This window comes from Paenibacillus uliginis N3/975 (assembly GCF_900177425.1).
In the GTDB taxonomy this organism is placed as follows: Bacteria; Bacillota; Bacilli; order Paenibacillales; family Paenibacillaceae; genus Paenibacillus_AQ; species Paenibacillus_AQ uliginis.
Map to the genome: position 1 here is coordinate 2011415 of NZ_LT840184.1, position 23523 is coordinate 2034937.

25 protein-coding genes are annotated in these 23523 nt (G+C 48.4%); 19 read left to right on the forward strand and 6 right to left on the reverse strand.

What is annotated here, in order from left to right; translation table 11 throughout:
* Window positions 1-6: 6 nt before the first annotated feature.
* The gene (locus B9N86_RS09495; protein ID WP_208918806.1) at window positions 7-1998 is read right to left on the reverse strand and encodes an elongation factor G; all 1992 of its coding nucleotides are present in this window, start codon (window positions 1996-1998) and stop codon (window positions 7-9) included.
* 386 nt (window positions 1999-2384) lie between these two features.
* Here B9N86_RS09495 and B9N86_RS09500 point away from each other — a divergent pair, with 386 nt between their 5' ends.
* The 6 genes from B9N86_RS09500 (at window position 2385) to coaD (ending at window position 5364) form a co-directional block, all read left to right on the forward strand.
* Complete coding sequence (locus B9N86_RS09500; protein WP_208918807.1) at window positions 2385-2978, forward strand: HD domain-containing protein; 594 nt, start codon at window positions 2385-2387, stop codon at window positions 2976-2978.
* Window positions 2979-3068: 90 nt separating this feature from the next.
* Complete coding sequence (locus tag B9N86_RS09505) at window positions 3069-3308, forward strand: helix-turn-helix domain-containing protein (RefSeq protein ID WP_208918808.1); 240 nt, start codon at window positions 3069-3071, stop codon at window positions 3306-3308.
* A 275-nt stretch (window positions 3309-3583) separates the two neighbouring features.
* Window positions 3584-3691 (forward strand): YjcZ family sporulation protein, encoded by a 108-nt coding sequence (locus B9N86_RS09510; protein WP_280174982.1) that lies wholly within the window; start codon window positions 3584-3586, stop codon window positions 3689-3691.
* Window positions 3692-3884: 193 nt separating this feature from the next.
* The gene (locus B9N86_RS30615) at window positions 3885-4013 is read left to right on the forward strand and encodes a hypothetical protein (RefSeq protein WP_277883674.1); all 129 of its coding nucleotides are present in this window, start codon (window positions 3885-3887) and stop codon (window positions 4011-4013) included.
* Window positions 4014-4231: 218 nt separating this feature from the next.
* A complete protein-coding gene (rsmD, locus tag B9N86_RS09515; protein ID WP_208920186.1) occupies window positions 4232-4822 on the forward strand; it encodes a 16S rRNA (guanine(966)-N(2))-methyltransferase RsmD in 591 nt (196 codons plus the stop codon).
* A 5-nt stretch (window positions 4823-4827) separates the two neighbouring features.
* On the forward strand, window positions 4828-5364 hold the full coding sequence (gene coaD / locus B9N86_RS09520) for a pantetheine-phosphate adenylyltransferase (RefSeq protein WP_208918810.1): 537 nt from the start codon (window positions 4828-4830) through the stop codon (window positions 5362-5364).
* On the opposite strand, the gene B9N86_RS09525 is transcribed toward coaD, so the two are convergent.
* Window positions 5320-6543, reverse strand: coding sequence for a nucleoside recognition domain-containing protein (locus tag B9N86_RS09525; protein ID WP_208918811.1), 1224 nt, complete (start codon window positions 6541-6543; stop codon window positions 5320-5322). The two genes, coaD and B9N86_RS09525, sit on opposite strands and share 45 nt — an antisense overlap.
* Window positions 6544-6659: 116 nt before the next feature.
* On the opposite strand from B9N86_RS09525, the gene B9N86_RS09530 reads away from it, so the two are divergent.
* Window positions 6660-7700, forward strand: a complete 1041-nt coding sequence (locus B9N86_RS09530; protein WP_208918812.1) for a SepM family pheromone-processing serine protease — start codon at window positions 6660-6662, stop codon at window positions 7698-7700.
* On the opposite strand, the gene B9N86_RS09535 is transcribed toward B9N86_RS09530, so the two are convergent.
* Entirely contained in the window at window positions 7690-8925 is a 1236-nt protein-coding gene (locus B9N86_RS09535; RefSeq protein WP_208918813.1) for a nucleotidyltransferase, read from the reverse strand. The genes B9N86_RS09530 and B9N86_RS09535 overlap by 11 nt on opposite strands.
* A 189-nt stretch (window positions 8926-9114) precedes the next feature.
* Between B9N86_RS09535 and B9N86_RS09540 the strand changes: the two genes are divergently transcribed.
* The 12 genes from B9N86_RS09540 (at window position 9115) to ftsY (ending at window position 21676) form a co-directional block, all read left to right on the forward strand.
* Window positions 9115-9624 carry a YceD family protein gene (locus B9N86_RS09540; protein WP_208918814.1) on the forward strand — a complete coding sequence of 170 codons (510 nt, stop codon included), beginning with the start codon at window positions 9115-9117 and terminating at the stop codon, window positions 9622-9624.
* A 53-nt stretch (window positions 9625-9677) separates the two neighbouring features.
* A complete protein-coding gene (gene rpmF, locus B9N86_RS09545) occupies window positions 9678-9851 on the forward strand; it encodes a 50S ribosomal protein L32 (protein ID WP_208918815.1) in 174 nt (57 codons plus the stop codon).
* Window positions 9852-10022: 171 nt separating this feature from the next.
* Window positions 10023-10625, forward strand: a complete 603-nt coding sequence (gene fapR / locus B9N86_RS09550; RefSeq protein WP_208920187.1) for a transcription factor FapR — start codon at window positions 10023-10025, stop codon at window positions 10623-10625.
* The gene (gene plsX / locus B9N86_RS09555; protein ID WP_208918816.1) at window positions 10622-11608 is read left to right on the forward strand and encodes a phosphate acyltransferase PlsX; all 987 of its coding nucleotides are present in this window, start codon (window positions 10622-10624) and stop codon (window positions 11606-11608) included. The genes fapR and plsX overlap by 4 nt, the downstream gene beginning before the upstream one ends.
* Before the next feature lie 8 nt (window positions 11609-11616).
* Window positions 11617-12609, forward strand: a complete 993-nt coding sequence (locus tag B9N86_RS09560) for a beta-ketoacyl-ACP synthase III (protein WP_208918817.1) — start codon at window positions 11617-11619, stop codon at window positions 12607-12609.
* A gap of 39 nt (window positions 12610-12648) precedes the next feature.
* Window positions 12649-13569, forward strand: a complete 921-nt coding sequence (gene fabD, locus B9N86_RS09565; RefSeq protein WP_208920188.1) for an ACP S-malonyltransferase — start codon at window positions 12649-12651, stop codon at window positions 13567-13569.
* 95 nt (window positions 13570-13664) lie between these two features.
* Window positions 13665-14414: a 3-oxoacyl-[acyl-carrier-protein] reductase gene (gene fabG, locus B9N86_RS09570; RefSeq protein ID WP_208918818.1), complete on the forward strand. Its 750-nt coding sequence runs from the start codon at window positions 13665-13667 to the stop codon at window positions 14412-14414.
* A 111-nt stretch (window positions 14415-14525) separates the two neighbouring features.
* Window positions 14526-14759 (forward strand): acyl carrier protein, encoded by a 234-nt coding sequence (gene acpP, locus B9N86_RS09575; RefSeq protein ID WP_046677908.1) that lies wholly within the window; start codon window positions 14526-14528, stop codon window positions 14757-14759.
* A 157-nt stretch (window positions 14760-14916) separates the two neighbouring features.
* A complete protein-coding gene (gene fabF / locus B9N86_RS09580; RefSeq protein WP_208918819.1) occupies window positions 14917-16155 on the forward strand; it encodes a beta-ketoacyl-ACP synthase II in 1239 nt (412 codons plus the stop codon).
* 12 nt (window positions 16156-16167) lie between these two features.
* Window positions 16168-16866, forward strand: a complete 699-nt coding sequence (gene rnc, locus B9N86_RS09585; RefSeq protein ID WP_208918820.1) for a ribonuclease III — start codon at window positions 16168-16170, stop codon at window positions 16864-16866.
* A gap of 214 nt (window positions 16867-17080) precedes the next feature.
* Window positions 17081-20650, forward strand: coding sequence for a chromosome segregation protein SMC (smc, locus tag B9N86_RS09590; RefSeq protein WP_208918821.1), 3570 nt, complete (start codon window positions 17081-17083; stop codon window positions 20648-20650).
* 27 nt (window positions 20651-20677) lie between these two features.
* Window positions 20678-21676 carry a signal recognition particle-docking protein FtsY gene (gene ftsY / locus B9N86_RS09595; protein ID WP_208918822.1) on the forward strand — a complete coding sequence of 333 codons (999 nt, stop codon included), beginning with the start codon at window positions 20678-20680 and terminating at the stop codon, window positions 21674-21676.
* A gap of 93 nt (window positions 21677-21769) precedes the next feature.
* Here the strand turns inward: ftsY and B9N86_RS09600 are convergent, their stop codons facing one another.
* The 3 genes from B9N86_RS09600 to B9N86_RS09610 all read right to left on the reverse strand — a co-directional run bounded on the left by B9N86_RS09600 (window position 21770) and on the right by B9N86_RS09610 (window position 23425).
* Window positions 21770-21973 (reverse strand): hypothetical protein, encoded by a 204-nt coding sequence (locus B9N86_RS09600; protein ID WP_208918823.1) that lies wholly within the window; start codon window positions 21971-21973, stop codon window positions 21770-21772.
* Between the two features lie 35 nt (window positions 21974-22008).
* Window positions 22009-22314, reverse strand: coding sequence for a hypothetical protein (locus tag B9N86_RS09605; protein WP_208918824.1), 306 nt, complete (start codon window positions 22312-22314; stop codon window positions 22009-22011).
* A 76-nt stretch (window positions 22315-22390) separates the two neighbouring features.
* Window positions 22391-23425, reverse strand: a complete 1035-nt coding sequence (locus tag B9N86_RS09610) for a glycosyltransferase (RefSeq protein ID WP_208918825.1) — start codon at window positions 23423-23425, stop codon at window positions 22391-22393.
* Window positions 23426-23523 lie beyond the last annotated feature (98 nt).

Here is a 23523-nt window from a genome sequence, read left to right on the forward strand (position 1 = left end):
AATTCGTTACACATTGGATAAAGCATTCCGCATGCTGAGAATAAAATGGGACTGGTCCAGCGGATTAACACCCCGGCGTTCGCGTGTGACGTTACTTCCGGGCGGACATTGTTCATAGCCGGCAAATGAAGTAGTCCACACGCCCCGACCGCCGGTTAAAGAGCGGACTTGAATAGGGAAATCGAGTGATTCGGCTGCCGGTACAAGCCCCTCTACGATACACCGGCCTCCGGAGATGACCGGGCTGTCGAATGTGGCCCTCATTTGGACGAGGTCGCTGAGCATACGTCCGCCATTCTCCTCAGGAACAGTCAGCCGGAAGCGGAGCATAGGTTCGAGCAGTATCGTTCCGGAAGCTGCCAGCCCGTTCATCACCGCCATCGGTGTGGCAATGACAAAATCGAGGGGATGCGTATGCCACACATGGTGCTCGCCTTCTACGAGTGTGATCTTAAGATCGGTTACTTCCCAGCCGAATAGTCCTTGGCGAAGGGCTTCCGGTACTCGTCTTGCGACCTCATTCTGATAACTCTGGAGAAGATTCTCATTCCGGACAATGGAACTGTACTCTAGACCGCTGCCGCGGGGAAGGGGTTCCATGTCGAAGCGCAGCACCGCCCAGCAAGGTTTCGGCATCGTGTAAGCAACAAATCCCTGGGCTGCCGATGCCAGCGTTTCTTTGTAAATGACCGAAGGCGGATCAAAAACGACCTCAAGGTGGTATCGGTTTAAAAGTATGTTTTCCAATATCTCCAGCTGAATGGTTCCCATCACTTTCAGATGAAGCTCCCGTTCAACCGGCATCCATTGAAAATCCAGCAACGGATCTTCATCTGTAAGCTCCTGAAGTGCTTCTGCTAATTCCTGATATCGTGAAACTTCCTTGCTTCGGACCTGCACCGTTAGTAGCGGAACCGCCATCTCAGGGGAGGCAGGAACACCTTCCGTGTTTCCGAGGATGTCTCCAATCCGGGTCTGTACCAGGCCATATACAGCCGCAATGTCGCCTGCTGCCGCCTGGCCGGTGTCTACCAGTTTACCGCCGCTATCCATTTTGCGGATCTGGGTGATTTTCTCGGTGATGTTTCTGGTGGAGTTAAAGAGGGAGTCGCGGTTTTTCAAAATACCGTTATAGAGGCGTACATATGCAGTCCGGCCCATATTTGAGTCACGCTCGATTTTATATACGACGCCCGATAGCTCAGCACCTTCATTGCCGCCGGCTTCCGGCAGGTATTCGGTTATATGATCCAGCAGTTCACGGATACCGATGCCTCGTTGAGAAGCTCCGAAACAGACGGGAAAGGATTGACCAATAAGGGTATATTCTTTAAGTTTATTTCGAATGTCTTCTTTCGGAAGAGTGCCGTTTTCAACGTAACGATCCAGCAGGTCTTCGTCGAGTCCGGCAGCCAGCTCCGTTGCATAATGCAGGCTGGTCTCGACAGCAGGGTTGCTGCTGTCACTATCGCTCCAGATAGAGGACACGCTATGAAAAGTTTCTCCTTCACCAAGTGGTGAGTTTACAGGAAAGATGTCAGGGGAGAGTACACGCCGGATTTCATCCATCAGACTCTTGGTGTCGACACCTGTCCTATCCATTTTATTTATGTAGATCAAGGTTGGAATCCCGAGCGAACGCAAGGTCTGCCAGACGGTTTCGGTCTGGGATTGAATACCTTCGGCTGCGGAGATGATAAGTACAGCACCATCCATGACCCTAAGCGGCCGCTCTACCTCGGACAGAAAGTCGACGTGTCCCGGTGTATCGATCAGGTTGAGCCTTGTGCCGTTCCATTCCAGCGAGGCTGAGGCGGATTTTACCGATATGCCCCGTTCGCGTTCCACCTCCAACCGATCGGTTTGGGCGGTACCATCATTAACGCTGCCCAGCTTGCGTATAGCCCCGCTGTAAAACAGCAAATGTTCGGTGGTTGTCGTCTTTCCGGCATCGACATGAGCGAAGATACCAACATTACGAATCGGGGTCTTGTGCATCTGTTTAGGCTCCTACGAATTGTTGTTTTAAGAGGTTGTTCAAAAAGTCCGCTTTTGATCACGAAGTGAATCAGGAAGTGGGCTCGGCATCGAATCTTGAATTTAGCCGGTCCTTCCGGTGCTCACGTACCCAAAACGTACGCTCCGCTCCTCAGTCCCTAGCTTCTTCCAACCTTCTCGGTGCTGAAAACCGACCTTTTTGAACACGCACTTTAATATACTAAATAAGTATATCACACTTATTATCGTTCTCAGCAGCATGATGAATCTCCAGAAGGAACGTAAAGAATCATTAGGCAGAACAGAAAATGATTTTTCTGGACTGCCTTTTGTTTTTAAGTATGCTTAGGTTATGTGGAAGCAAGATATTTTAGGGGGAATCAAGCATGAATGAACGTTTTTTAAGACAACTGGATTTTATTCGTGAAGTAGATAAGCTGAAAAATATCGTTAGACAATCGTATATTACCGACGGTACAAGACGGGAGAACGATGCGGAGCATTCTTGGCATATTGCGCTTATGGCAGCAGTGCTTGAGGAGTATGCTGTAGGAGGAATCAAACCGGATCTTCTGCGTGTTCTTCGAATGCTGCTGATCCATGATCTGGTCGAAATTGATGCGGGTGATACTTTTGCGTATGACGTTCAGGGAAGTGTGGGGAAGTTTGAGCGTGAACGAGTCGCAGCGGAGCGGATATTCAGTATTTTGCCTGAAGATCAGGGTAAGGATATGATGGCGTTGTGGCTCGAATTTGAGGAAGGCTCCTCTCGGGATGCACAATTCGCCTGTGCGATGGATCGGCTTCAGCCTTTGCTGCACAATTATGCGACTGAAGGGAAGTCATGGCGCGAACATGGCGTGACCTCCGCACAAGTATTATCGCGAATTGAATCTATATCTTCCTCTGTGCCTGGCATTTGTGAGTGGGCGAAAGAGTTGATCGACGATGCGGTACGCAGAGGATATTTGCAGCCCTAATTGTAAACGCATAAAGGCTAGTAAGATAAAGTCAACATATATTGAAAAAACGCCTGATTAAGCCGATATATATCGGTAGAGGTGATATCAATGGCGAAAAAGGGACAGATTTTTCATTATTACAGTCTGGAGACTAAAAAGAAGGCAGTCGCCATGCGGCTGGATGGAATGACAAAAAAAGAAGTTGCAGAAGCCTTGGAGATATCTGATATCGGTCGGCTGAAGGTGTGGATGCGGAAATATCGGGAACATGGAGAAGAAGGGCTCATCGATCGGCGCAGACGTTCTGAGTTACCTGACAAGAATTCTGTGAATGAAGCGGTAGAGTAATTATGCAGATGTATAGACAGTCATATGGATCAGCGCGTCCGATGGATATATCGGCACGCTTTTTTTTATGAGATAAGAAAGTATAAACTTCGGAGTAAATAGCAACCTTATCTCGCAAGAAAGACTACTGTTAAGAGCGGTCTGTCTTCTTTGAGCTACGTCGGCGCTAAAGCTGATAGGCGAATTCATCAATCTTATGATCAAAAGGCGCTCGCCTAGTTCGTTTTGAGGGAAAAGGCATAACATGTGGTATGTTCAAAAGAGGAGGGATTAATGTGAGCGGAGTAGCTGGAGGTTACGGTGGATACGGAATGGGCTCTTCTGTAGGTGCCATTTTGGTATTGTTCATTCTGTTGGTGATTATTACACGCGCATTTATCTAATCCTTGATACAGATCCATGACAGGCGAGCCGCGCCAAACTGAGACGAATAGTGACCGTCAATATAAAACCCTGCCATTATATAGGCAGGGTTTTTTTATGAAACTCATTTGCCACTAAAAAAAGAACAAAATCCCTGTAGAAAACCTTTAATCTACAGGGATTTTGTTCAGGAACCTCCGAGGAGGTTCCTTCATGGGAGAGGAGAAACCGGACGAAGAGCTTATGGGGAAACGTAAGTCTTCTCCGCGGTTGTCTACGACATACGTTGATGTCGATAGTTCAAGGATGCCCCTCACAGATGGAAATATACCTGTTTATTGAAAAAATTTGAAGGCGGGTATGATTCATTTTTCATATGCGGGGTGATTGTGTTACGATAATCTCATAAAATGCCTTTTCAAAATATAAGCAAGTATAAGAATTCACTTATACTTGGCTTATATTTCTCGCAGAAACGCCGTCGTCATTTGAGAGGTACGACGAAGTCGTTTCTGTTTGTCGGCATTCAACATTTAGACATGGAACGGGTGAGATTTGTAGTGAGAGTAGTAGCGGGAAGAGCCAAAGGCAGGCCGCTGAAAAGCGTGCCGGGCATGGGTACCCGTCCGACGACGGATAAAGTGAAAGAAGCGATCTTCAGCATGATTGGTCCGTATTTTGATGGAGGGACCGTTCTGGATTTGTTTGCCGGTACAGGCGGACTTGGAATTGAGGCGCTGAGCCGGGGAATGGAGCGGGCTGTATTTATCGATATGGAACCGAAGAGCATTGATACGATCAAGGCTAACCTGAAATCGACGGGCTTTGAACCCTGTGCTGAAATATATCGTAATGAAGCGGGAAGGGCAATAAAAGCATTGGAAAAGAGGAAGTATATCTTCGACCTCGTGTTCCTGGACCCTCCTTATCGAATGAAAAACGGTGATGTCCTGATGACTGAGATGGCAACCCGGGGGCTGCTAAGTGCAGGAGCCTTATTGGTGCTGGAATACGAGTCAAGCTATTCGTATACCGAGGGAATTAACGGCTTCTGCCATTTGCGAACAGCCAAATATGGTGAGACCACTGTATCGATATATGAGTATGAACAACTTGAAAGCGAGTCGGAGAAATCCGGCGAGGAGGAATAACATCAATGAAAAGACAGCAGAAAAGTACATATCGTGTTGCCGTTTATCCAGGCAGTTTTGATCCTGTAACGATGGGGCATATGGATATTATCACAAGGGCATCAAAACAGTTTGATCTTTTGATCGTAGCCGTGCTTAACAACTTAAGCAAAAACCCCCTCTTTACCTTAGAGGAACGAAAAGAATTGCTCAGCCAAGTCACATCGCATTTGCCGAATGTGGAGGTGGACGGCTTCCGGGATTTGCTAGCTAACTATGTCCGTGAAAAAAATGCCCAAGTTATTGTACGCGGAATCCGGTCGGTTACTGATTTTGAATACGAGCTGACGCTGGCATCCACAAACCATAAGCTGAATCCTGACGCAGAAACGATATTCATGATGACCAATCCGAAGTATTCCTATCTCAGCTCCAGTCTTGTTAAAGAAATTGCCCACTTCAATGGGGACACGACCGATTTGGTGAGCCCGGAGGTTGATAAGGCGCTCCGTCAGAAGTTAACGGGAATGTCGGGAAATAAAACGGGAGCCGATCCAAAATAAGCACATTAAGATAAGAGCGGTTAAAATTTGCCACTTCAGAACTACATGAAAACCGCCCCATAGGTTAAATATGTGCTCATCTTGCAGAGGTTCTTGCGGTACAACACCGAATGCCGGAAGCACTGCGGAAGTAATGGAACCGACGGGTTTCCAAAAGATGATAGCAAGGCAGAAGGCGTAAGCTGCATGCAGAAGTCTTTTTCCAGCGAACACCGTCCATTTCGTGCTGCCTATTGCAAGAGCCGAAAGGCTCTGAAGGTGTGCACTGATACCGCTCCATGCGAGCATGGCTGACAGAATTGCCAATTGGAATGAAGAGGATGAAAAAGTGCCTTCACTAATGATCTGGGCTCCAATATGAATTTCCAGCAGGCCTGCTGTGTAGGAAGGAGCATACGGAAACAAATAAGTGGACAACACTTTAACGATGACCGCAAAAATCATTATAAAGCCGCCGGTCATCATTAGCGTCTGGACCGAACGTGTAACGGAATCACCAAGCAGCTTGCCGAAGCTGCGTCCATCACGCGTACGTGCCTCGGAAGCTGCATTTGCTGCACGAAGCAGTAATGAGGCGTTTTTTGTCTGTTTTATGACTTTATTTGATCCTGCTGGGTGTTCAAGTTCCGCTCGGTCCAGACCTCTTCGCTTGAGTGAGTACGTCCATGCTGCCAGCAAACCGGCAGACCAGTGAACAATCAGCAGGAAATATCCGGCCGCAGGCTGATGAAGAAGTCCGGTGCCGATCACGACCATGATGGTCATCGGGTTGCAGAAATGCGATAGAGCGGCGAGTCTTCCGGCTTCTTGGGCACCGAGATCTCCTTGTTTCACCATACTGGCAGTAACCTGGGACCCTGCCGGGAAGCCTGCAATCATTCCGGTAATCAGCACCGCGCCCCCGCTACCTGACACTTTGAATATTTTTCGCATGAAGGGATCCAGAAGAATACCGACACCGTGAGCCCAGCCATAGGCAATAATAATCTCTACAAGGACAAGAAAAGGGAGCAGGGCGGGGAATACAATGTTCCACCACAGTTTTAAAGCTTGAAGAGAGGTTTGAAACGCAGATTCAGGAGCGCTGACGACAGCCAGTACCAGCAGAAAAGCTGCGGCTCCAAGAAGAACGGTGGTCCACAGGCTGGAAGACCGGTTGACGGCATTAGCTTTATTCATAAGGATTCTCCTCTCCGCGTAAACATGGCTAGTACCATTTTATGCAGAGGAGACAACCGTCAGACCATATGCGGTGTCAGGAGTGGCGAGAGACATGCCAGAGGGAAGGGAAAACCATGAAAAAAACCGTTAAACCAAGTGGATTACGAGTACTTTTATATCTTGTGCTTGTTGGAATTTTGCTGTATGTGGTTGTGTACATGCCCACACCTTACATGGTGTATCAGCCGGGTAGCGCTGAGGAAATAAGACCGATGATTTCTGTTGAAAAAGGTGACCCAGCTGAAGAGGGTACTTTTATGCTGACAACGGTCTCGGCGAGTTATGCCAATACGGCACTACTGATTATGGCTGCGTTTAATTCAAATGCGGAAGTGGTGCAAAAAGAAGAGAAGCTTGGTAACCAAAGTAAAGAGGAGTATGCGGCTACCCAGGTATATTACATGAATTCCTCCCAGTCTCTGGCGATGGAAGCAGCTTATCATGCGGCTGGTATTGATTACAGCATTATCCCGGCTTACATGTTTGTCATTTCGGTTCCGAAGGATTCGGCGAATAAGGAGTTTTTTCATCCTGGCGACAAGCTTCTGTCCGTGGATGGGAATCCGGCTTCAGACAATGCCAAGCTAGCAGAGCTGATGTCTTCCAAAAAGGTCGGAGACGTTGTTGAAGTGAAACTAGAGCGTGGCGGTAAACCTGTAACTGAACAGGTGCGTTTGGTCGCGATTAAGGACGACAAAACCGGATCCGAACGGCCCGGTTTAGGCGTAATCATCGCCACAATGCAGAAGATCGAACCAGACAATCCGGATGATCGTATAACCTTCACCGACACCAAGATCGGTGGTCCTTCAGCTGGTCTTATGTTTACGATGGAGATTTACAATCAACTCACACCTGGGGATTTGAGTAAAGGCTACCGTGTGGCCGGAACCGGAACCATCGATAAAGAGGGAACGGTAGGGCCGATCGGTGGAGTGAAACACAAAATCGTGGCCGCCCATCGGGAAGGGGCGGAGCTATTCTTCGTTCCGCGCAAAAATTACGACGAAGCGAAGGCCAAAGCAGACCGCATTGGTACCGCCATGAAACTGGTCCCGGTTGACAAGCTGCAGGATGCAGTCGATTACATGAACAATCTGCCTCCTAAAGGGTAACCGGAGGCAGAAAATAATCGCTGAACATCGCTGATACGGAAGGTTTCGGGCATGCGTTAGCATAAATGGCTGCTGCTTCGAGATCCCGCGCCAGATGGGGATGATTGAAGGTGGACGGTCTCACGATCACCGGGAGTGAGGCTGTCTCTTTCATTTTCTTAAGCAGTGCTCGTCCTGTTGCGCTGAATCCGAGGATACGGATATAGCCCGGTCCTTCTTCGAGTTGCTTACGCGTCATCTCGGATTTGTTGTGATGAAGCAAAATGTGCAAAAGCATACGCTGGAGCTTAGTTCGGGTATAGCGCTTGGTCTTTAACGCGTCCAGCAAAGATTCCACAGTTGGCTCCGCAAGCTGGGGGAGAAGCCGATGAATCCGGTGCTCTAAACCTTCGGTAACTTCGTGATACAACTCCAGCTTAGCGACATCTTGTGTAAAAAGAGCATGGAACATCGGCTGACGGAACCTTTCCCAGTCCATGGGTCCAAGTCCTTCAGCGAATTCCCGGTGAAGAATATCAAGGGTATAATCCGGGACGTACGAAGCTACTGAATCAAGCCCGCTTTCCAGAATCAGCTTCCGGACGGAAGTTGCGCTAGCTATGGACGGGGCAGCAGGTACTAAATCGTGATACTGCGCACTGTCCCGTGGAATTGTATAAGGAACGATCTGGCTGCCGAGTCGTTTAAGTGCTATCAAGTAATGCAGACCCAGCGAGTTGTTGGGCTGAGATAGCAGCTGTGTTAAAGTATGTATGGATGTTTCTGAAGCACCGGTTACGGCTGCGGCCGCAGCGGCATATGCGGATGGGAAATTGCTCCCGGACGACATGCGCTTTGCAATTTCCTGACGGAGCTCTCCGCTTTCCTCGGCAAGCCTTTCAGCAAGCGGAAGGATATCCTGGAGTGTTCCGCTTTCAGAGCCGAAGGAAAGGCAGTCCACGACCCCGGTTGCATTCAGAAGAGCACAAGCACCGTATGCGAACCATTCTGCAGGCTGCACAGCATAGGTTGTTGGCAGCTCGATGACAAGATCAACACCCATTCGTAAAGCCATTTCTGTACGGGCCCGCTTATTAACGAGCGCAGGTTCTCCACGCTGCAGGAATGGACCGCTCATGACCGCAACTACGGCTTCGGCACCCGTTATTTCTTTGGATCTTGTATAATGAAGCACATGGCCGTTGTGCAGCGGGTTGTACTCCACGATAATTCCAACAGTTTTCACCAATACCAACTCCTTGTGCTAAAAATATATCATAATTCTTTGATTGTTCTGCAAGAATAATTGAAGGTACACGGCCATGTCAGTACTATACTGCAATAACAAGTTCAGCGTGGAAACTTGCAGGAATTGCTGTTGACAAAAGTCTCTATAAATCGGTATAATAATCTTTGTTTGTTTGGAGTGATGGATATGCTTATTCAATTTCGAAAATTGACAACCAGCGATCAACCGTTACAGTTCCATCAAACCGTGGATGTAAGCCGTGCTGTTAAAGGCCGGAAGGAGATTGTCGCCGTAACACCGCTTGAAGTGGACCTAAAGGCGACTCCATCCGTCACGGGCTCGGTAGACGTTCGTGGACGGTTACAAGGTCAGCTTGAGATAAAATGCTCTCGCTGTCTTAAGTCGGTTACTGAACAACTGGACATCCCTTTTCATGAAGTATTCCAGCCGGTAGAGAATCCTGACGATGTTCAGGATGGAGATGAAGACATCACGTACGTGAAAGGCGAGAGTGTGGATCTCGCTCAGTATGTGGAAGAAGCATTGGTGCTCTACTTGCCGCTGGCCCCGGTTTGCAGTGAGGATTGTAAGGGACTTTGCCCAAGCTGTGGTAAAGATCTGAACCAAGACTCCTGCGATTGCGACACAGAAGTGATCGACCCGAGGCTGGCCGGGCTGAAGGACTTTTTTAAATGATGATGGATATGACATCCCGTGAAAGCGGGTTGAACTGATAAGGAGGTGGGAACATGGCAGTACCTCAACGTAGAACGTCCAAAACACGTCGTGATAAGCGTCGTACTCATTTTAAACTGGCTGTGCCAGGTATGGTGAAATGCGAACAGTGCGGAGAAATGAAACTTGCTCACCGCGTATGTAAAGTGTGCGGAACGTACAAAGCAAGAGAGATCATCAAACAATAGTTTTTAACAAGTAGTACTTCATCTCTGGTGAGGTGCTATTTTTTTTGTCTGATTGCCCCTTTCTTTTTATACCAACATGATTTATACTACACATTAGTACCAGGTTCTAATATTAAGGTTTAACTTTTACATATATTATGAGAATGGCGCCCTTACGGCAGAAGGAGTTGTATCATCATCGAACGTCTAACCAAAAAAGACCGGCACCAGAGTTTGATTCAGCTGATTGATGATAACCCTTTTGTCACGGACCGTGAGCTGACGCGCCAGCTTAAAGTGAGCATACAGACGATTCGCCTCGACCGGATGGAACTCGGCATTCCGGAGCTTCGAGAGCGGATGAAACAGATGGCGGAGCACTCATACGATCAGGTCCGTTCACTGTCACTGGATGAGGTGGTCGGTGATGTGGTGGATTTGCAGTTGGACAAGAGCGGCATATCGATATTTGAGATTCGGGAAGAGCATGTATTCAGCAAGACGCTGATTGCGAGAGGACATTATGTTTTTGCTCAGGCTAACTCATTGGCAGTCGCGGTTATCAATGATGAAATTGCGCTGACTTCCTCAGCAGATATCCGTTTTTTACGGCAGGTTCGGCTTGGAGAGAAGTGTATCGCAAAAGCTTATGTGCGTTCAAACGCAGGACAGAAGGGCAAGGCTAAAGTTGAAGTGTTCACTTATGTCGGTGATGAAATGGTGTTCCAGGGTAATTTCATCGTATACCGGTCGACAGGAGAGGAACAGAGCCAAGCAAAGGAGGATACAACATGAGAATTGCTATAGACGCCATGGGCGGTGACAACGCTCCGCAGAGCACGGTGGAAGGAGCGGTAGCTGCAGCACAGGAATGGAAAGACACCGAGATCATTCTTGTCGGCGATCAGAGCCGGATGGCGCCGTTTCTCAAGGAGCGGCCCTCGAACCTGACACTGCGCCACACGAGTGAGATCATTGAGGCAGAGGACGAGCCCGTTAAGGCAGTGCGCCGCAAGAAGGATGCCTCGATGGTTGTTGCCGGAAGAATGATCCGTGAGGGTGAAGCGGAAGCTATGATTTCGGCAGGAAATACGGGTGCACTGATGACAACCGGATTGCTCGTTGTGGGACGGATGCAGGGTATTGAACGTCCTGCGCTGGCACCGATGATTCCTACACTAGATGGTAAAGGTGTACTGGCATTGGATTTGGGTGCGAATATGGATTCCAAGCCGGAGCATTTGCAGCAGTATGCACTGATGGGAAGCCTGTATCGTGAAAAGGTTCACGGAGTATCCAAGCCTCGTGTAGGCTTGCTGAATGTCGGAACGGAACCAGGCAAAGGCAACGAATTGACGAAGCATGCATACCCTCTGCTTGAACAACTGCCGATCCATTTTGTTGGCAATGTGGAGGCTCGTGATGTAATGAACGGCGTTTGCGACGTACTGGTTTGCGACGGATTCGCGGGAAACATCCTGTTGAAATCGATCGAAGGAACCGCGGGAGCGCTATTCTCACTGCTTAAGGAACAGTTCAGTCAGTCATTGAAGACAAAATTGGCAGCCGCCATGATGATGCCACAGCTAAAAAATCTAAAGTCGATCATGGATTACAAAGAGCACGGAGGGGCACCTCTCCTTGGATTAAGCGGTCTTGTGGTCAAGAGCCACGGCTCAGCAGACGGCAACGCAATTAAAAATGCGGTTCGACAAGCCCGAGTAGCCATGCAAAATCGTTTGGTCGAAAGCATTTCAAACGAAATTAGCGGGAAGTGAGTGAGAATATGAACAACAATTTACGTTCGGTTGGTATTATTGGTACTGGCAAATATGTCCCTGAGAAAATTTTAACGAACAGTGATTTGGAAAAAATGGTGGAAACGAGCGATGAGTGGATCGTCTCCCGCACAGGCATCAAGGAGCGGCATATCGCGTCTCCGGAACAGGCCACTTCGGATCTGGCCTACGAAGCTGCTGTAAAGGCATTGGAGTCAGCTGGAATGACGGGTCAGGACCTGGACCTGATCATCGTCGCTACCGTAACGCCCGACATGTCTTTTCCTTCCACGGCTTGCCTGCTTCAGGATCGTCTTGGCGCGAAAAAAGCGGCAGCTTTTGACTTGTCGGCTGCCTGCTCAGGATTCGTCTATGGGCTGGCGACAGCAACGAATTTCTTGCAGACAGGAATGTACAATAATGCGCTCGTGATTGGTGCAGACTGTCTGTCTCGAATTACAGATTACTCGGACCGTAATACCTGCGTTTTGTTCGGTGATGGCGCAGGTGCGGTCATCCTTGGTGAAGTGCCGCAAGGACGCGGCTTCCAAGCCTTTGACCTCGGAGCAGAGGGCGCTGGTGGTGCTCATTTGTATCTCGAAGCAGGCGGCTCTCGCTTGCCTGCTTCAGCGGATACACTTGAAGCAAATAAACATTTTATCTATATGAACGGACGTGAAGTGTTCAAATTCGCTGTTCGGGTCATGAGCTCTGCAACAGAGACGGTATTGTCCAAAGCGGGTGTAACCAAAGAAAATATCGACCTGTTCATTCCTCACCAGGCGAATGTCCGAATTATTCAATCCGCCAAGGAGCGTTTAAATCTTCCGGATGAAAAAGTTATGATCAATGTTGATAAATATGCCAACACTTCAGCAGCTTCGGTTCCGCTGGCTCTGGTAGAGGCGTACGAAGAGGGCCGTATCAAGGAAGGCGATACCGTCGTTATGGTTGGTTTTGGCGGGGGTCTGACTTGGGGAGCATCCGTTCTTAAATGGTAATTTTAAATTAAATTGAATCAGCTGAGAGGAGCCGTACATTTGGGCAAAATAGCATTTGTGTTTCCCGGACAGGGTGCACAGTCGATAGGTATGGCTAAAGATGTGTTTGAAGAGGTTTCCTCTTCCCAGCGCGTCATTGAGACCGTCGACGAAAGTCTTGGATTTTCGCTTAGCTCTATTATGTTTGAAGGTCCCGATCAGGAGCTGAAGCAAACCTACAACACACAGCCTGCACTACTTGCTGCAAGCGTGGCATATTTGGAGGCCTTCCGCGAAAAGGGTATCACTCCCGATTATGTGGCCGGTCACAGCCTTGGTGAGTACAGTGCACTGGTAGCTGCAGGAGTTTTGTCTTTAGAGGAGGCAGCGGTGATTGTCCGTGCACGCGGCGAGTATATGGAGCAAGCTGTACCAGGCGGACAAGGTGCCATGGCTGCTGTCCTAGGAGCCGACCGTGAAGCGTTAAGCAATCTGTGCTGCAGTATTTCAGAGGATGGAACACCTGTTGAGCTTGCTAACATGAACTGTCCGGGACAGATCGTCATTTCCGGTTCCGCAGAAGGTGTGGGCGCTGCTGCAGAACGTGTGAAAGAAGCAGGTGGCAAACGGGCTATTCCGCTGGAAGTCAGCGGTCCTTTCCACTCATCTCTGATGAAAGAGGCAGCTGATCGTCTCGCTGGGAAGCTGAAAAATGTTAAGTTGTCTACTCCGGCTGTGCCTGTTGTAGCCAACGTGACTGCTCTTCCGGTCAGCGACGTTGAAGAAATCCGGAAACTGCTGGTGGAACAGGTCTATTCCCCGGTTTTATGGCAGGACAGTGTGGAATGGATGATCAGTCAAGGCGTCGATACCTTTGTAGAGATCGGGCCGGGCAATGTTCTTACCGGATTAATCAAGAAAATTGATAAAAGTGTGAAGCTTATCAATATTAACAGCCTAAGCAGCATTAAAGAGCTTTAGACTCTTTAAGTTTGTGTTCAAAAAATTGTTTGAACAGCCTCTAATGAGTTGAAGCAGCAGTTAGATGGGTAAACTCGAGGAAAGGAGGTACATTCATGATCGAAGCTTTAAAAGGGCAAACGGCTCTAGTTACAGGCGCTTCCCGCGGTATCGGGCGCAGTATTGCACTCGCATTAGCGGGCATGGGGGCTAATGTCGCTGTGAATTATTCCGGTAATGAGGCTGCCGCCAATGAAGTTGTAGCTGAAATACGGGCCAAAGGCGTAGAGGCGATTGCCTTGAAAGCCAATGTCGGAATCAGTACCGAAGCTGATGCTCTCGTTAAGCAAGTAATCGATGCATGGGGCAGAATTGATATTCTGGTGAATAATGCGGGGATTACTAGAGATAATTTAATCATGCGGATGAAAGAAGAAGAATTCGATCAAGTGATCGAAACGAATCTGAAGGGTGTGTTTAACTGTCTCAAAGCGGTAACCCGTCCGATGATGAAGCAGCGTTATGGGCGCATCATTAATATTTCATCTGTTGTAGGAGCGCTCGGTAATCCGGGACAAGCCAACTATGTTGCAGCGAAGGCAGGAGTCATCGGTCTGACGAAATCGGCAGCACGTGAGCTTGCTTCTCGTGGAATTACAGTAAACGCGGTTGCGCCTGGATTTATTGATACAGACATGACGCGGGAGCTGCCGGAAGACATGCGTGAAAAGCTTATGGGAGATATCCCGCTTGCACGTCTTGGAAAGCCGGAAGAGATCGCAGATGTCGTTACTTTCCTGGCCTCTTCCGGAGCGTCTTATATGACAGGGCAGGTCCTGCATGTAGACGGCGGGATGTATATGTAAGGACGGTTTCGTCATGACAGCAAATCCGTCGCAATAAATAACGTTTTCAATTGCCTTCTATGGCAATTTGAAATCATATCTCGTATAATTACCAAAGAGGAGGTGAGCCGGATGTCCGATGTATTGGAACGCGTGAAACGCATCGTCGTCGACCGCCTGGGTGCTGACGAAGCCGACGTAACATTAGAAGCATCTTTCAAAGATGACCTTGGAGCTGATTCTCTCGATGTAGTAGAATTGGTGATGGAATTGGAAGATGAGTTTGATATGGAGATCTCTGATGAAGATGCAGAGAAAATTACGACCGTAGGTGAAGTTGTTAAGTACATACAATCTCATACCTAAGTCTTAAAGTTGAGTCCCGTTCTTGTTGTAAGGCGGGACTTCTCCACTTTCAAGAAAATGATTTTCATGTATTAAATCAATTTGATAGATAATTGCTGCCTTGAACTTTCTGCAGTCTTTGGAAAGGTAGGGGCAGTCCATATAGAGGTGAGTCTGTTTGAATCAAAGAGTGGTTGTAACAGGAATGGGTGTCATGACCTCCTTGGGTCAAGACCTCGAAACATTTTGGAATAGTCTGATGAGTGGTAAATCCGGTGTGTCGCATGTTGAAGCCTTTGATGTCAGTGGCTATACGACACAGATTGCCGCATCAGTAAAGGATTTTAATCCGGAAGATTACATGGATCGCAAGGAAGCTCGCAAGATGGACCGTTTTGTCCAGTTTGCGGTTGCAGCAGGCAGTAAAGCGCTTGAAAACAGCGGAATTAAGATTGGTGTTAACGCTGAAGCAGAACGTGTCGGTGTATCGATTGGCTCCGGCATTGGCGGATTGGGAACATGGGAAGACCAGCATAACATATTGCTGGAAAAGGGCCCTAAGCGTGTAAGTCCGTTTTTCATTCCGATGATGATCGCTAATATGGCTTCTGGTCAAATGTCGATTAATTTGGGTGCCAAAGGACCGAACACAACTCAGGTGACCGCCTGTGCTACCGGCAGCCACTCTATCGGTGATTCTTTCCGTTTGATCCAGCGCGGAGATGCTGACGTAATGGTGTGCGGTGGTGCTGAAGCTACCATCCGTCCAACAGGCATGGCCGGTTTCTGCGCGATGCGTGCGATGTCAACCCGTAATGATGAGCCTGAGAAGGCAAGCCGTCCGTTTGATACTGGGCGTGACGGATTCGTAATGGGTGAAGGTGCTGGGGTGCTGATACTGGAATCTTTGGAGCATGCACAGAAGCGCGGTGCCAAAATTTACGCTGAGGTTATCGGTTATGGATTAAGTGCTGATGCCTACCACATTACCGAGCCTAATCCGGATGGCGCAGCACGTTGTATGAAGATGGCTATTCGAGATGCAGGTATTACTCCGGAAGACATTGATTACATCAATGCTCATGGAACATCCACACCGGTTGGCGACCGTTCGGAGACCAAGGCAGTCAAGATGGCGTTGGGCGATCATGCTTATAAAGTTGCGGTGAGCTCCACCAAATCGATGACAGGCCATTTGCTTGGTGCTGCAGGCGGTGTGGAAGCCGTTATTTGTGCACTGAGCCTTGGAAACCAGACGATCGTTCCTACGATTAATCTTGAGGATCAGGATCCAGAATGCGATCTTGATTATGTGCCAAATAAACCAAGAAAAGCCGAATTGAACGTCGTTATGTCCAATTCGTTTGGATTTGGGGGCCACAACGCCACCATTATTCTGAAAAAATACGCCGAGTAAGGGGACAGTGTGTTGAGTGGAGATCTGAAGCAGTTACAGCATAAACTTCAAATCCAGTTTCGTAACGGGATGCTGCTGAAGCAGGCCTTTACCCACGCCTCATATGTCAACGAACATCGTTTTAGCCAGAGTCAGGATAACGAGCGTCTGGAATTTCTGGGTGACGCCGTACTGGAACTCACGGTGAGTGAGTTCTTGTACGACCTTTACCCAGATCGTCCAGAAGGGGAACTGACAAAACTCCGGGCCGCAATCGTTTGCGAGCCCTCGTTGGTCAAATTTGCTGAAAGACTGGATTTTGGCCGTTATGTGCTCTTAGGCAAGGGAGAAGAAATGACGGGCGGACGAACCCGCCCGGCTCTTCTTGCCGACGTGTTCGAATCTTTTGTGGGGGCGCTCTATCTCGATCAAGGGTTAGAGGCAGTTCGTTCATTTTTGAGTGATCATGTATTCCGATCGGTCACAGTGAACGGCCGGCCTCAAATGAGCGATTATAAGACCGAGCTTCAAGAACTAACACAGCATCACGGTATGGGTACGCTGGAATATCGTATCGTTGAAGAGCGGGGACCTGCGCATGAACGTGAGTTTGTCTCTGAGGTATTTATGGGAAGCGAATGTCTTGGACGCGGCAGTGGCCGATCCAAGAAAGAAGCCGAGCAGCAGGCAGCGGCAGTAGCCTTAAAGCAGCTGAAGCGCGCTAACGCCTAAGCTTCGCCGATGTGAGGACAAACAAAGAGCAAAGATCAGTCAAGAGGACAACCGGAAACCCGAGTTCACGACTGTTTTTTGCTCTTTTTCGTTGTCCTTCCCTTAGAAGATGAAAGGAACTTCATGTTAAGAGAAGCTTCCTTACATACAGGGATTAACGGCAGCTTGAGGTTATTCGATATGGTACAATAACGGTAGAGGTGATTTGGAATATATGTTTTTGAAACGGATAGAATTAGCGGGTTTCAAATCGTTTGCCGACAAGACGGAAATGGAGTTCGTTCGGGGAATTACTGCAGTCGTCGGCCCAAATGGAAGTGGTAAGAGTAATATCTCTGACGGCATCCGCTGGGTTTTGGGTGAACAAAGTGCGAAATCACTTCGTGGCGGCAAGATGGAAGATATCATTTTTGCCGGAAGTGATGCCCGTAAGGCTGTAAATTATGGTGAAGTATCCTTGACTCTGGATAATGAAGACCATGTGCTCCCGCTTGATTTTAATGAAGTGACTGTAACCCGTCGTGTACATCGCAGCGGTGATAGTGAATATTTAATTAACAAACAGTCATGCCGACTGAAAGATATAACTGAATTGTTTATGGATACTGGTATCGGTAAAGAGGCTTATTCCATTATCGGACAAGGCCGGATTGAAGAGATTTTAAGTACTCGTTCCGAGGATCGCCGGGGTATATTTGAGGAAGCTTCGGGTATTGTGAAATACAAGTCCCGTAAGCGGGAATCTGTACGCAGGCTGGATGAGACGGAGCAGAACTTGCTTCGTATCCATGATCTTGTAACTGAGCTTGAGGACCAGATTGGACCATTGAAGGATCAATCGGAGAAGGCAATACGTTATAAGGAACTTAAAGAGTTGTTGAAGCGCCAAGAAATATCGTTGTATGTGTATCAGATCGAACAGATACATGGCGCATGGAGTGAGGCGAACGCCAAGCTAGAGCAGCTGAAGGAAGAACAGCTGGCGTTGTCTACGGTGGTGTCTGCACATGATGCCAAACTGGAGAACGATCGTTCAGCACTACGTCAGCTGGAAGAGGAAGTTGAAACAATCCAGAGCCAGTTGCTGCAGTACAGTGAATCATTCGAAAAAAATGAGGGTTACGGTGAAGTTCTAAAGGAGCGTCGCCGCAATCTGGAGCGGACTCGCGATCAGTTATCCCAGAACGTAGAATCTGGAGATACTCGCCTGAACGACCGGCAGGAAGAACTGGCCGCAATGAAGGTCAAGCTTGGCGCTCTGCAGAAAGAGCTGGCTGAACTGAGAGATAATCTTTCTGCAGAGGAAGCAAAGCTGGTGGGCGTTACTGGCGGAATTAGCCAGCAGCAAGAAGAGAGTTTGAAAGGTAACCTTCTGGAGCTAATGAACCGGATGGCCCAGGCTCGCAATGAAATCCGTTATGCGGATCAGCAGCAGGAGGCGTTAGGACGCCGGATGAACCGGGCTGAAGAGGAGTCCGGCAAATGGGAAGGTCAGAAAGAGGAACTGCTCAGCCGCAAAGAGCAAATCGACCGTAATGTTGAACGGTTCGGCAAGGAGATTGCTGAACTTCGCAACGGATATATTACGGAGAGCGAGCGATACAATTCGCTACAGAAGCTGCTGGAGGAAAGTCAGAACGCACTTCGCAAATGGGAACAGAAGCGGGAAGCGCAAATTTCCCGTCGTGATACGATGAAAGAAATGCAAGATGATTTCGACGGCTTTATGTTGGGTGTTAAAGAAGTGCTCAAAGCATCCCGTAAGTCTGTCCTGCATGGGGTTCACGGAGCAGTTGCTGAGCTGATCCGTGTCCCGGAAAAACTGGAATTGGCTATGGAAACGGCACTCGGTGCATCTGTACAGCACATCGTTATGGATAATGAAGCTGTCTCACGGCAAGCTATATCGTTTCTGAAGCAGCGTCAGCTGGGTCGTGCCACATTCCTGCCACTCGACGTTATTCGTCCACGTCAGGTTTCGGCTTCAGACCGCTCAATGGCTGAAGGGGAAGCTGGTTTCGTTGGGTTCGGGTCAGAGCTGGTTCAATATGATCAGAAATACAGTAGCATCGTTGGCAGCTTGCTCGGTAATGTAGTGATTGCGGAGACGCTAGAGCAGGCTAACAAAATTGCTGCCCGGTTCCAGTACCGCTACCGTGTTGTAACTCTGGAAGGAGACGTGGTCAATGCCGGCGGTTCTATGACAGGCGGTAGCCATCATAAGAAGAGCAACAACCTTCTGGGACGTAAGCGCCAACTGGACCAGTTGGATCAGGAAATTACGGAGACGGAGAAACAGATCGGGAAGCTGCAACAGGGAGTTGAGCAGGTTAGAGGTCAGATGGTCGAGTCCCAGGACAAGCTTGATGAGCTGCGAAAATCCGGTGACGATAAACGAATAGAAGAGCAGCAAGCATCGGGTGACCGGAAACAGCTGGAGCATGAACTTCGTCATGTTTTGGAGCAGGCAGAGCTGGCAGGTCAGGAAAAGACAAGTTACGAGCAGGAAGCCAAGGAGATTCAGGAGAGTCGCGCTCGTGCAGAAAAGCTGCTTTCTGAGCTGGAGGCTGAGGAAAAGGCGACACATCAGGCTATACAGGCTGCAGAGTTCGCCCGTAAGGCGAACGAATCCGCTAAAGACGAGCTTCAGACACAGCTGACTACGCTCAAGGTTCGGGAGGGTAAGCTTGATCAGGAAACCTTCTCATTAGAAGAGCAGTTGAAACGACTGCAGTCTGATGTGAACAACCACGAGAAAGAGCAGCGACAGAACCGGACGATGCTATCCTCCGTAGTGGCGGAATTGGAACAGAACGCTGCAGAGAGTGTAAAGCAGATCGAGGATCTGAACCATTTCAAATTGAAGAAGGACGAGGCCTCACAACAACTTGAGTTTAAACGGGCATCACGTGCACAGCTCAGTCGAAAGCTAGAGCTGGAGGAAAGTGAGACGAAGGAACAGCGAACTCAGCTGAGATCTGTTGAGGACCAGCTCCGTCAGACCGAAATTGGTGTAAACCGTCTGGATGTGGAACTGGAGAACATTTTGAAAAAATTGAGCGAGGATTACGAGCTGAGTTATGAGCTCGCGAAACATCGTTATCCCGTGCCTGAGGATGTGCCGACTGTACAGAATGAAGTGCGTGACCTGAAGCGCAGTATATCGGCACTGGGTGATGTCAATCTGGGAGCGATCGAGGAATACCAGCGTGTTAACGAACGCTACCAATTCCTCAGTGAGCAGAAGGCTGACCTGGTGGAAGCGAAGACAACACTGTATCAGGTCATCAAAGAGATGGATGATGAGATGTCCAAGCGCTTTAAAACGACCTTTGATGCGATTCGCAAAGAATTTGGCACGGTGTTTACGAAACTGTTCGGCGGAGGACGGGCAGACCTGATTCTCCTAGATCCGGAGCGTTTGCTTGAGACAGGCATTGATATCGTGGCTCAGCCTCCAGGAAAGAAGCTTCAGAATCTTCAGCTGCTCTCCGGCGGAGAACGGGCACTGACCGCAATGGCGCTGTTATTTGCGATATTGCAGGTTAAACCGGTGCCGTTCTGTGTTTTGGATGAGGTGGAAGCAGCCTTGGATGAAGCAAACGTCGTCCGATTTGCACAGTATTTACGTGAATTCTCGGAGCAAACCCAATTCATTGTTGTCACACACCGCAAAGGTACGATGGAAGAAGCAGATGTATTATACGGTGTGACGATGGAAGAAGGCGGTGTGTCGAAGCTTGTCTCTGTCAAGCTTGAGAGCGAGGAAGCAGTAATTGCTTAAATATATACAATCACATGGAGGAAACATATGAGCTTTTTTAAGAAACTTAAAGAGAGCATTTCGAGCAAAACAGAAAGTGTAACAAAACAATTCCGCGACGGTCTGGAGAAAACCCGTAAAGGGCTTGTGGAAAAGGTTTCCGATTTGGTGATCCGCCGCAAAAAGATTGACGAGGAGTTTTATGAAGAGCTCGAGGAGATTCTTATCGGCGCCGACGTTGGCGTAAACACGGTAATGAATTTGATGGATGAACTGCGTGACGAAGTGAAAAAACGGCGTATTGAAGATGCTACTGATCTTCAGCCGGTCTTGTCCGAGAAATTGATGGGTTTGCTTCGAGGTGACAACAATAATGAGCTCAGAATGAATCCAGACGGGATTACCGTCATATTATTCGTAGGTGTTAATGGGGTTGGCAAGACGACTACCATTGGTAAGTTGGCACACCGTTTCAAGCAGGAAGGCAAAAAAGTGCTTCTTGCCGCTGGTGATACGTTCCGTGCCGGAGCGATCGAGCAGCTGGAAGTGTGGGGAGAGCGTGTCGGGGTTGAGGTCATTAAGCAGCAACCGGGCTCCGATCCGGCGGCAGTGATGTTTGATGCGGTACAAGCCGCGAAGCAGCGTCAAGCGGATGTTCTGTTATGTGATACAGCGGGACGCCTCCAGAACAAGACGAACCTTATGGATGAGCTGAATAAAATTTTCCGTGTTATCCAGCGTGAAATTCCAAGTGCTCCCCATGAGGTGCTAATGGTACTGGATGCTACAACAGGCCAAAATGCATTGAGCCAGGCAAAACTGTTTGGCGAGAAAAGCGGGGTAACCGGCCTCGTACTGACGAAGCTGGACGGTACGGCTAAAGGCGGTATTGTTGTAGCCATCCGCCAAGAGCTGAATCTGCCGGTTAAACTGGTGGGTCTCGGTGAGAAAATGGGCGATTTGCAAACCTTTGATTCCGAACAGTTTGTACATGCACTATTTGCCGGACTGATTAAGGAAGAAGAGGGCAAGGAAGATTCCGTGTAACGCAATTTATTGATATAGACGAAAAAGAGGATCTACTTGTGTAGGTTCTCTTTTTCGTTCCTCTCTTTTAATATCACCGCCGATAGTTATTTTTTATGAGGAGACAATACGGATAAATTCAACCGATTGCAGCGGAATCGTCGCTGTGTCGGTGGGGGGGCCGTGAATGGTAGGAGGGATTTTCAGAGAGAGAGTCGATTCATCAAAGTCTATTAACGTTCCGACAACGATATCACCAGACACGGTTACTTCCACCTCAGATCCGAGAAAGCCTTTAAGCCAATCGACATAGCGCATAACTTATACACCACCTTTCTAAATCAGCATGAGCATTAATGAACAGAGTTTATTTTTGAGAATGGAATCAGCACGAGGTCTCCCGAAGGCTCGCGAAGCTGGACACCATCATCTGCGGTTGCGATAACTATGCCCTCAAGCGTGACAAACATCGTGCTGACTCGAACCCTTTGGCTCGTCCGATTTCCGAAGAAATCAATAAATGACGGGATGATCGTAAGACCGGTCAACAGTTGATTTTCAAGGGATTGGACCCGGTCGGTTAGCAATTCAGTCTGTAGGCTGAGAACTTCCACTTGACGAGTTAATTTTTTTGCTCTGGTGAAGAAACACATAGGCATAGCCAGATACCTCCTTTCTTTATGAAATAGTGACCTTACAATTCATAACCTTACGGCGAGCGTCCGAATGATCACATCAACGGACACCGCCGTTCCGTCCATTGGATGCAAGGGTGGTTTGTATAACCTGATTGGCTTGGATGCCTCGCTCCACCCAGCGGTTCTGCTGCGCATATGCCATTCGTGCAAGTTTTTTGTCCTGATTATCGGGATTGCTCAGCATATGAGAGAGTTTGTAGATGAAATCGTCGTGAGTAGTGGCTGTTGTTACATGTGGCTCCATTAAGATGCATTCAGGCAAAGCTGTGGACAGCACTCTCACACCTGCTGCCATATACTCATAAGCTTTAATAGGGTTCGTGGCCAACGTAATGGGATGATATTGAAACGGAATAAGTGCTACATCGATGTGAGGCAGATAGCGTTTCAGTTCATCATGCGGCTTTTCGCCAAGAATATGCACATTCGGCAGGTTTTTGTAGTCCCTTGAACTGCCGTATGGAGCGCCGATCGAAACAAACTGTACATGAGGGAATACAGAAGCCAGCGTTGCGAACAATGTATGGTCCACCCAATAAGCCCAAGCTCCGATATAAGCTACAACGGGTCCAGTCGGGAGGTCGGCAGGTCTGTCTTGAACTGGAATTTGGAAGAAAGACGCATCTACACCATTTGGAATCAGCGTAATAGGCTTGGTAGGATAAGCCAGATTCAACCGGGCTTGAATGACTTCTGAGGTGCATACAAGATGATCGGCACTATCTACCATCTTAGGCTCATATTTGGCCCAGTGTGGAAACTCATCACAACAGTCGTAAATGACAGTATCAGGATTAAATAATGTGTTGATCCGTGTCCGCATTTTCGACCAAGTGGTCCATACGACGATGGGGTGCTCTTTTCGCAGCTGGGGCAGTTTTCGGTATAAAAATGTTTTGGTATCTGTAAACAGATACACATTTTTTTCGATTTCCCTGAATTCCTGATTCACCGGTGCCAGATTTTCAAAGAATACCTGATGTCCGAGAGCGCCCAGCTGTGTCATCAGCTGCTGTGGACGTTGCTTCATATAAGACCAGTTCATAGTTTTGGGGTAGATTACTACAGCCAAAGGCTATTCCTCCTTTCAACGTTCTACGACATTATATGCATTGATAGCTTTATAGATTGGATGAATGGAGGACTTGTTCAAAGAAAGTTTGAAACTAT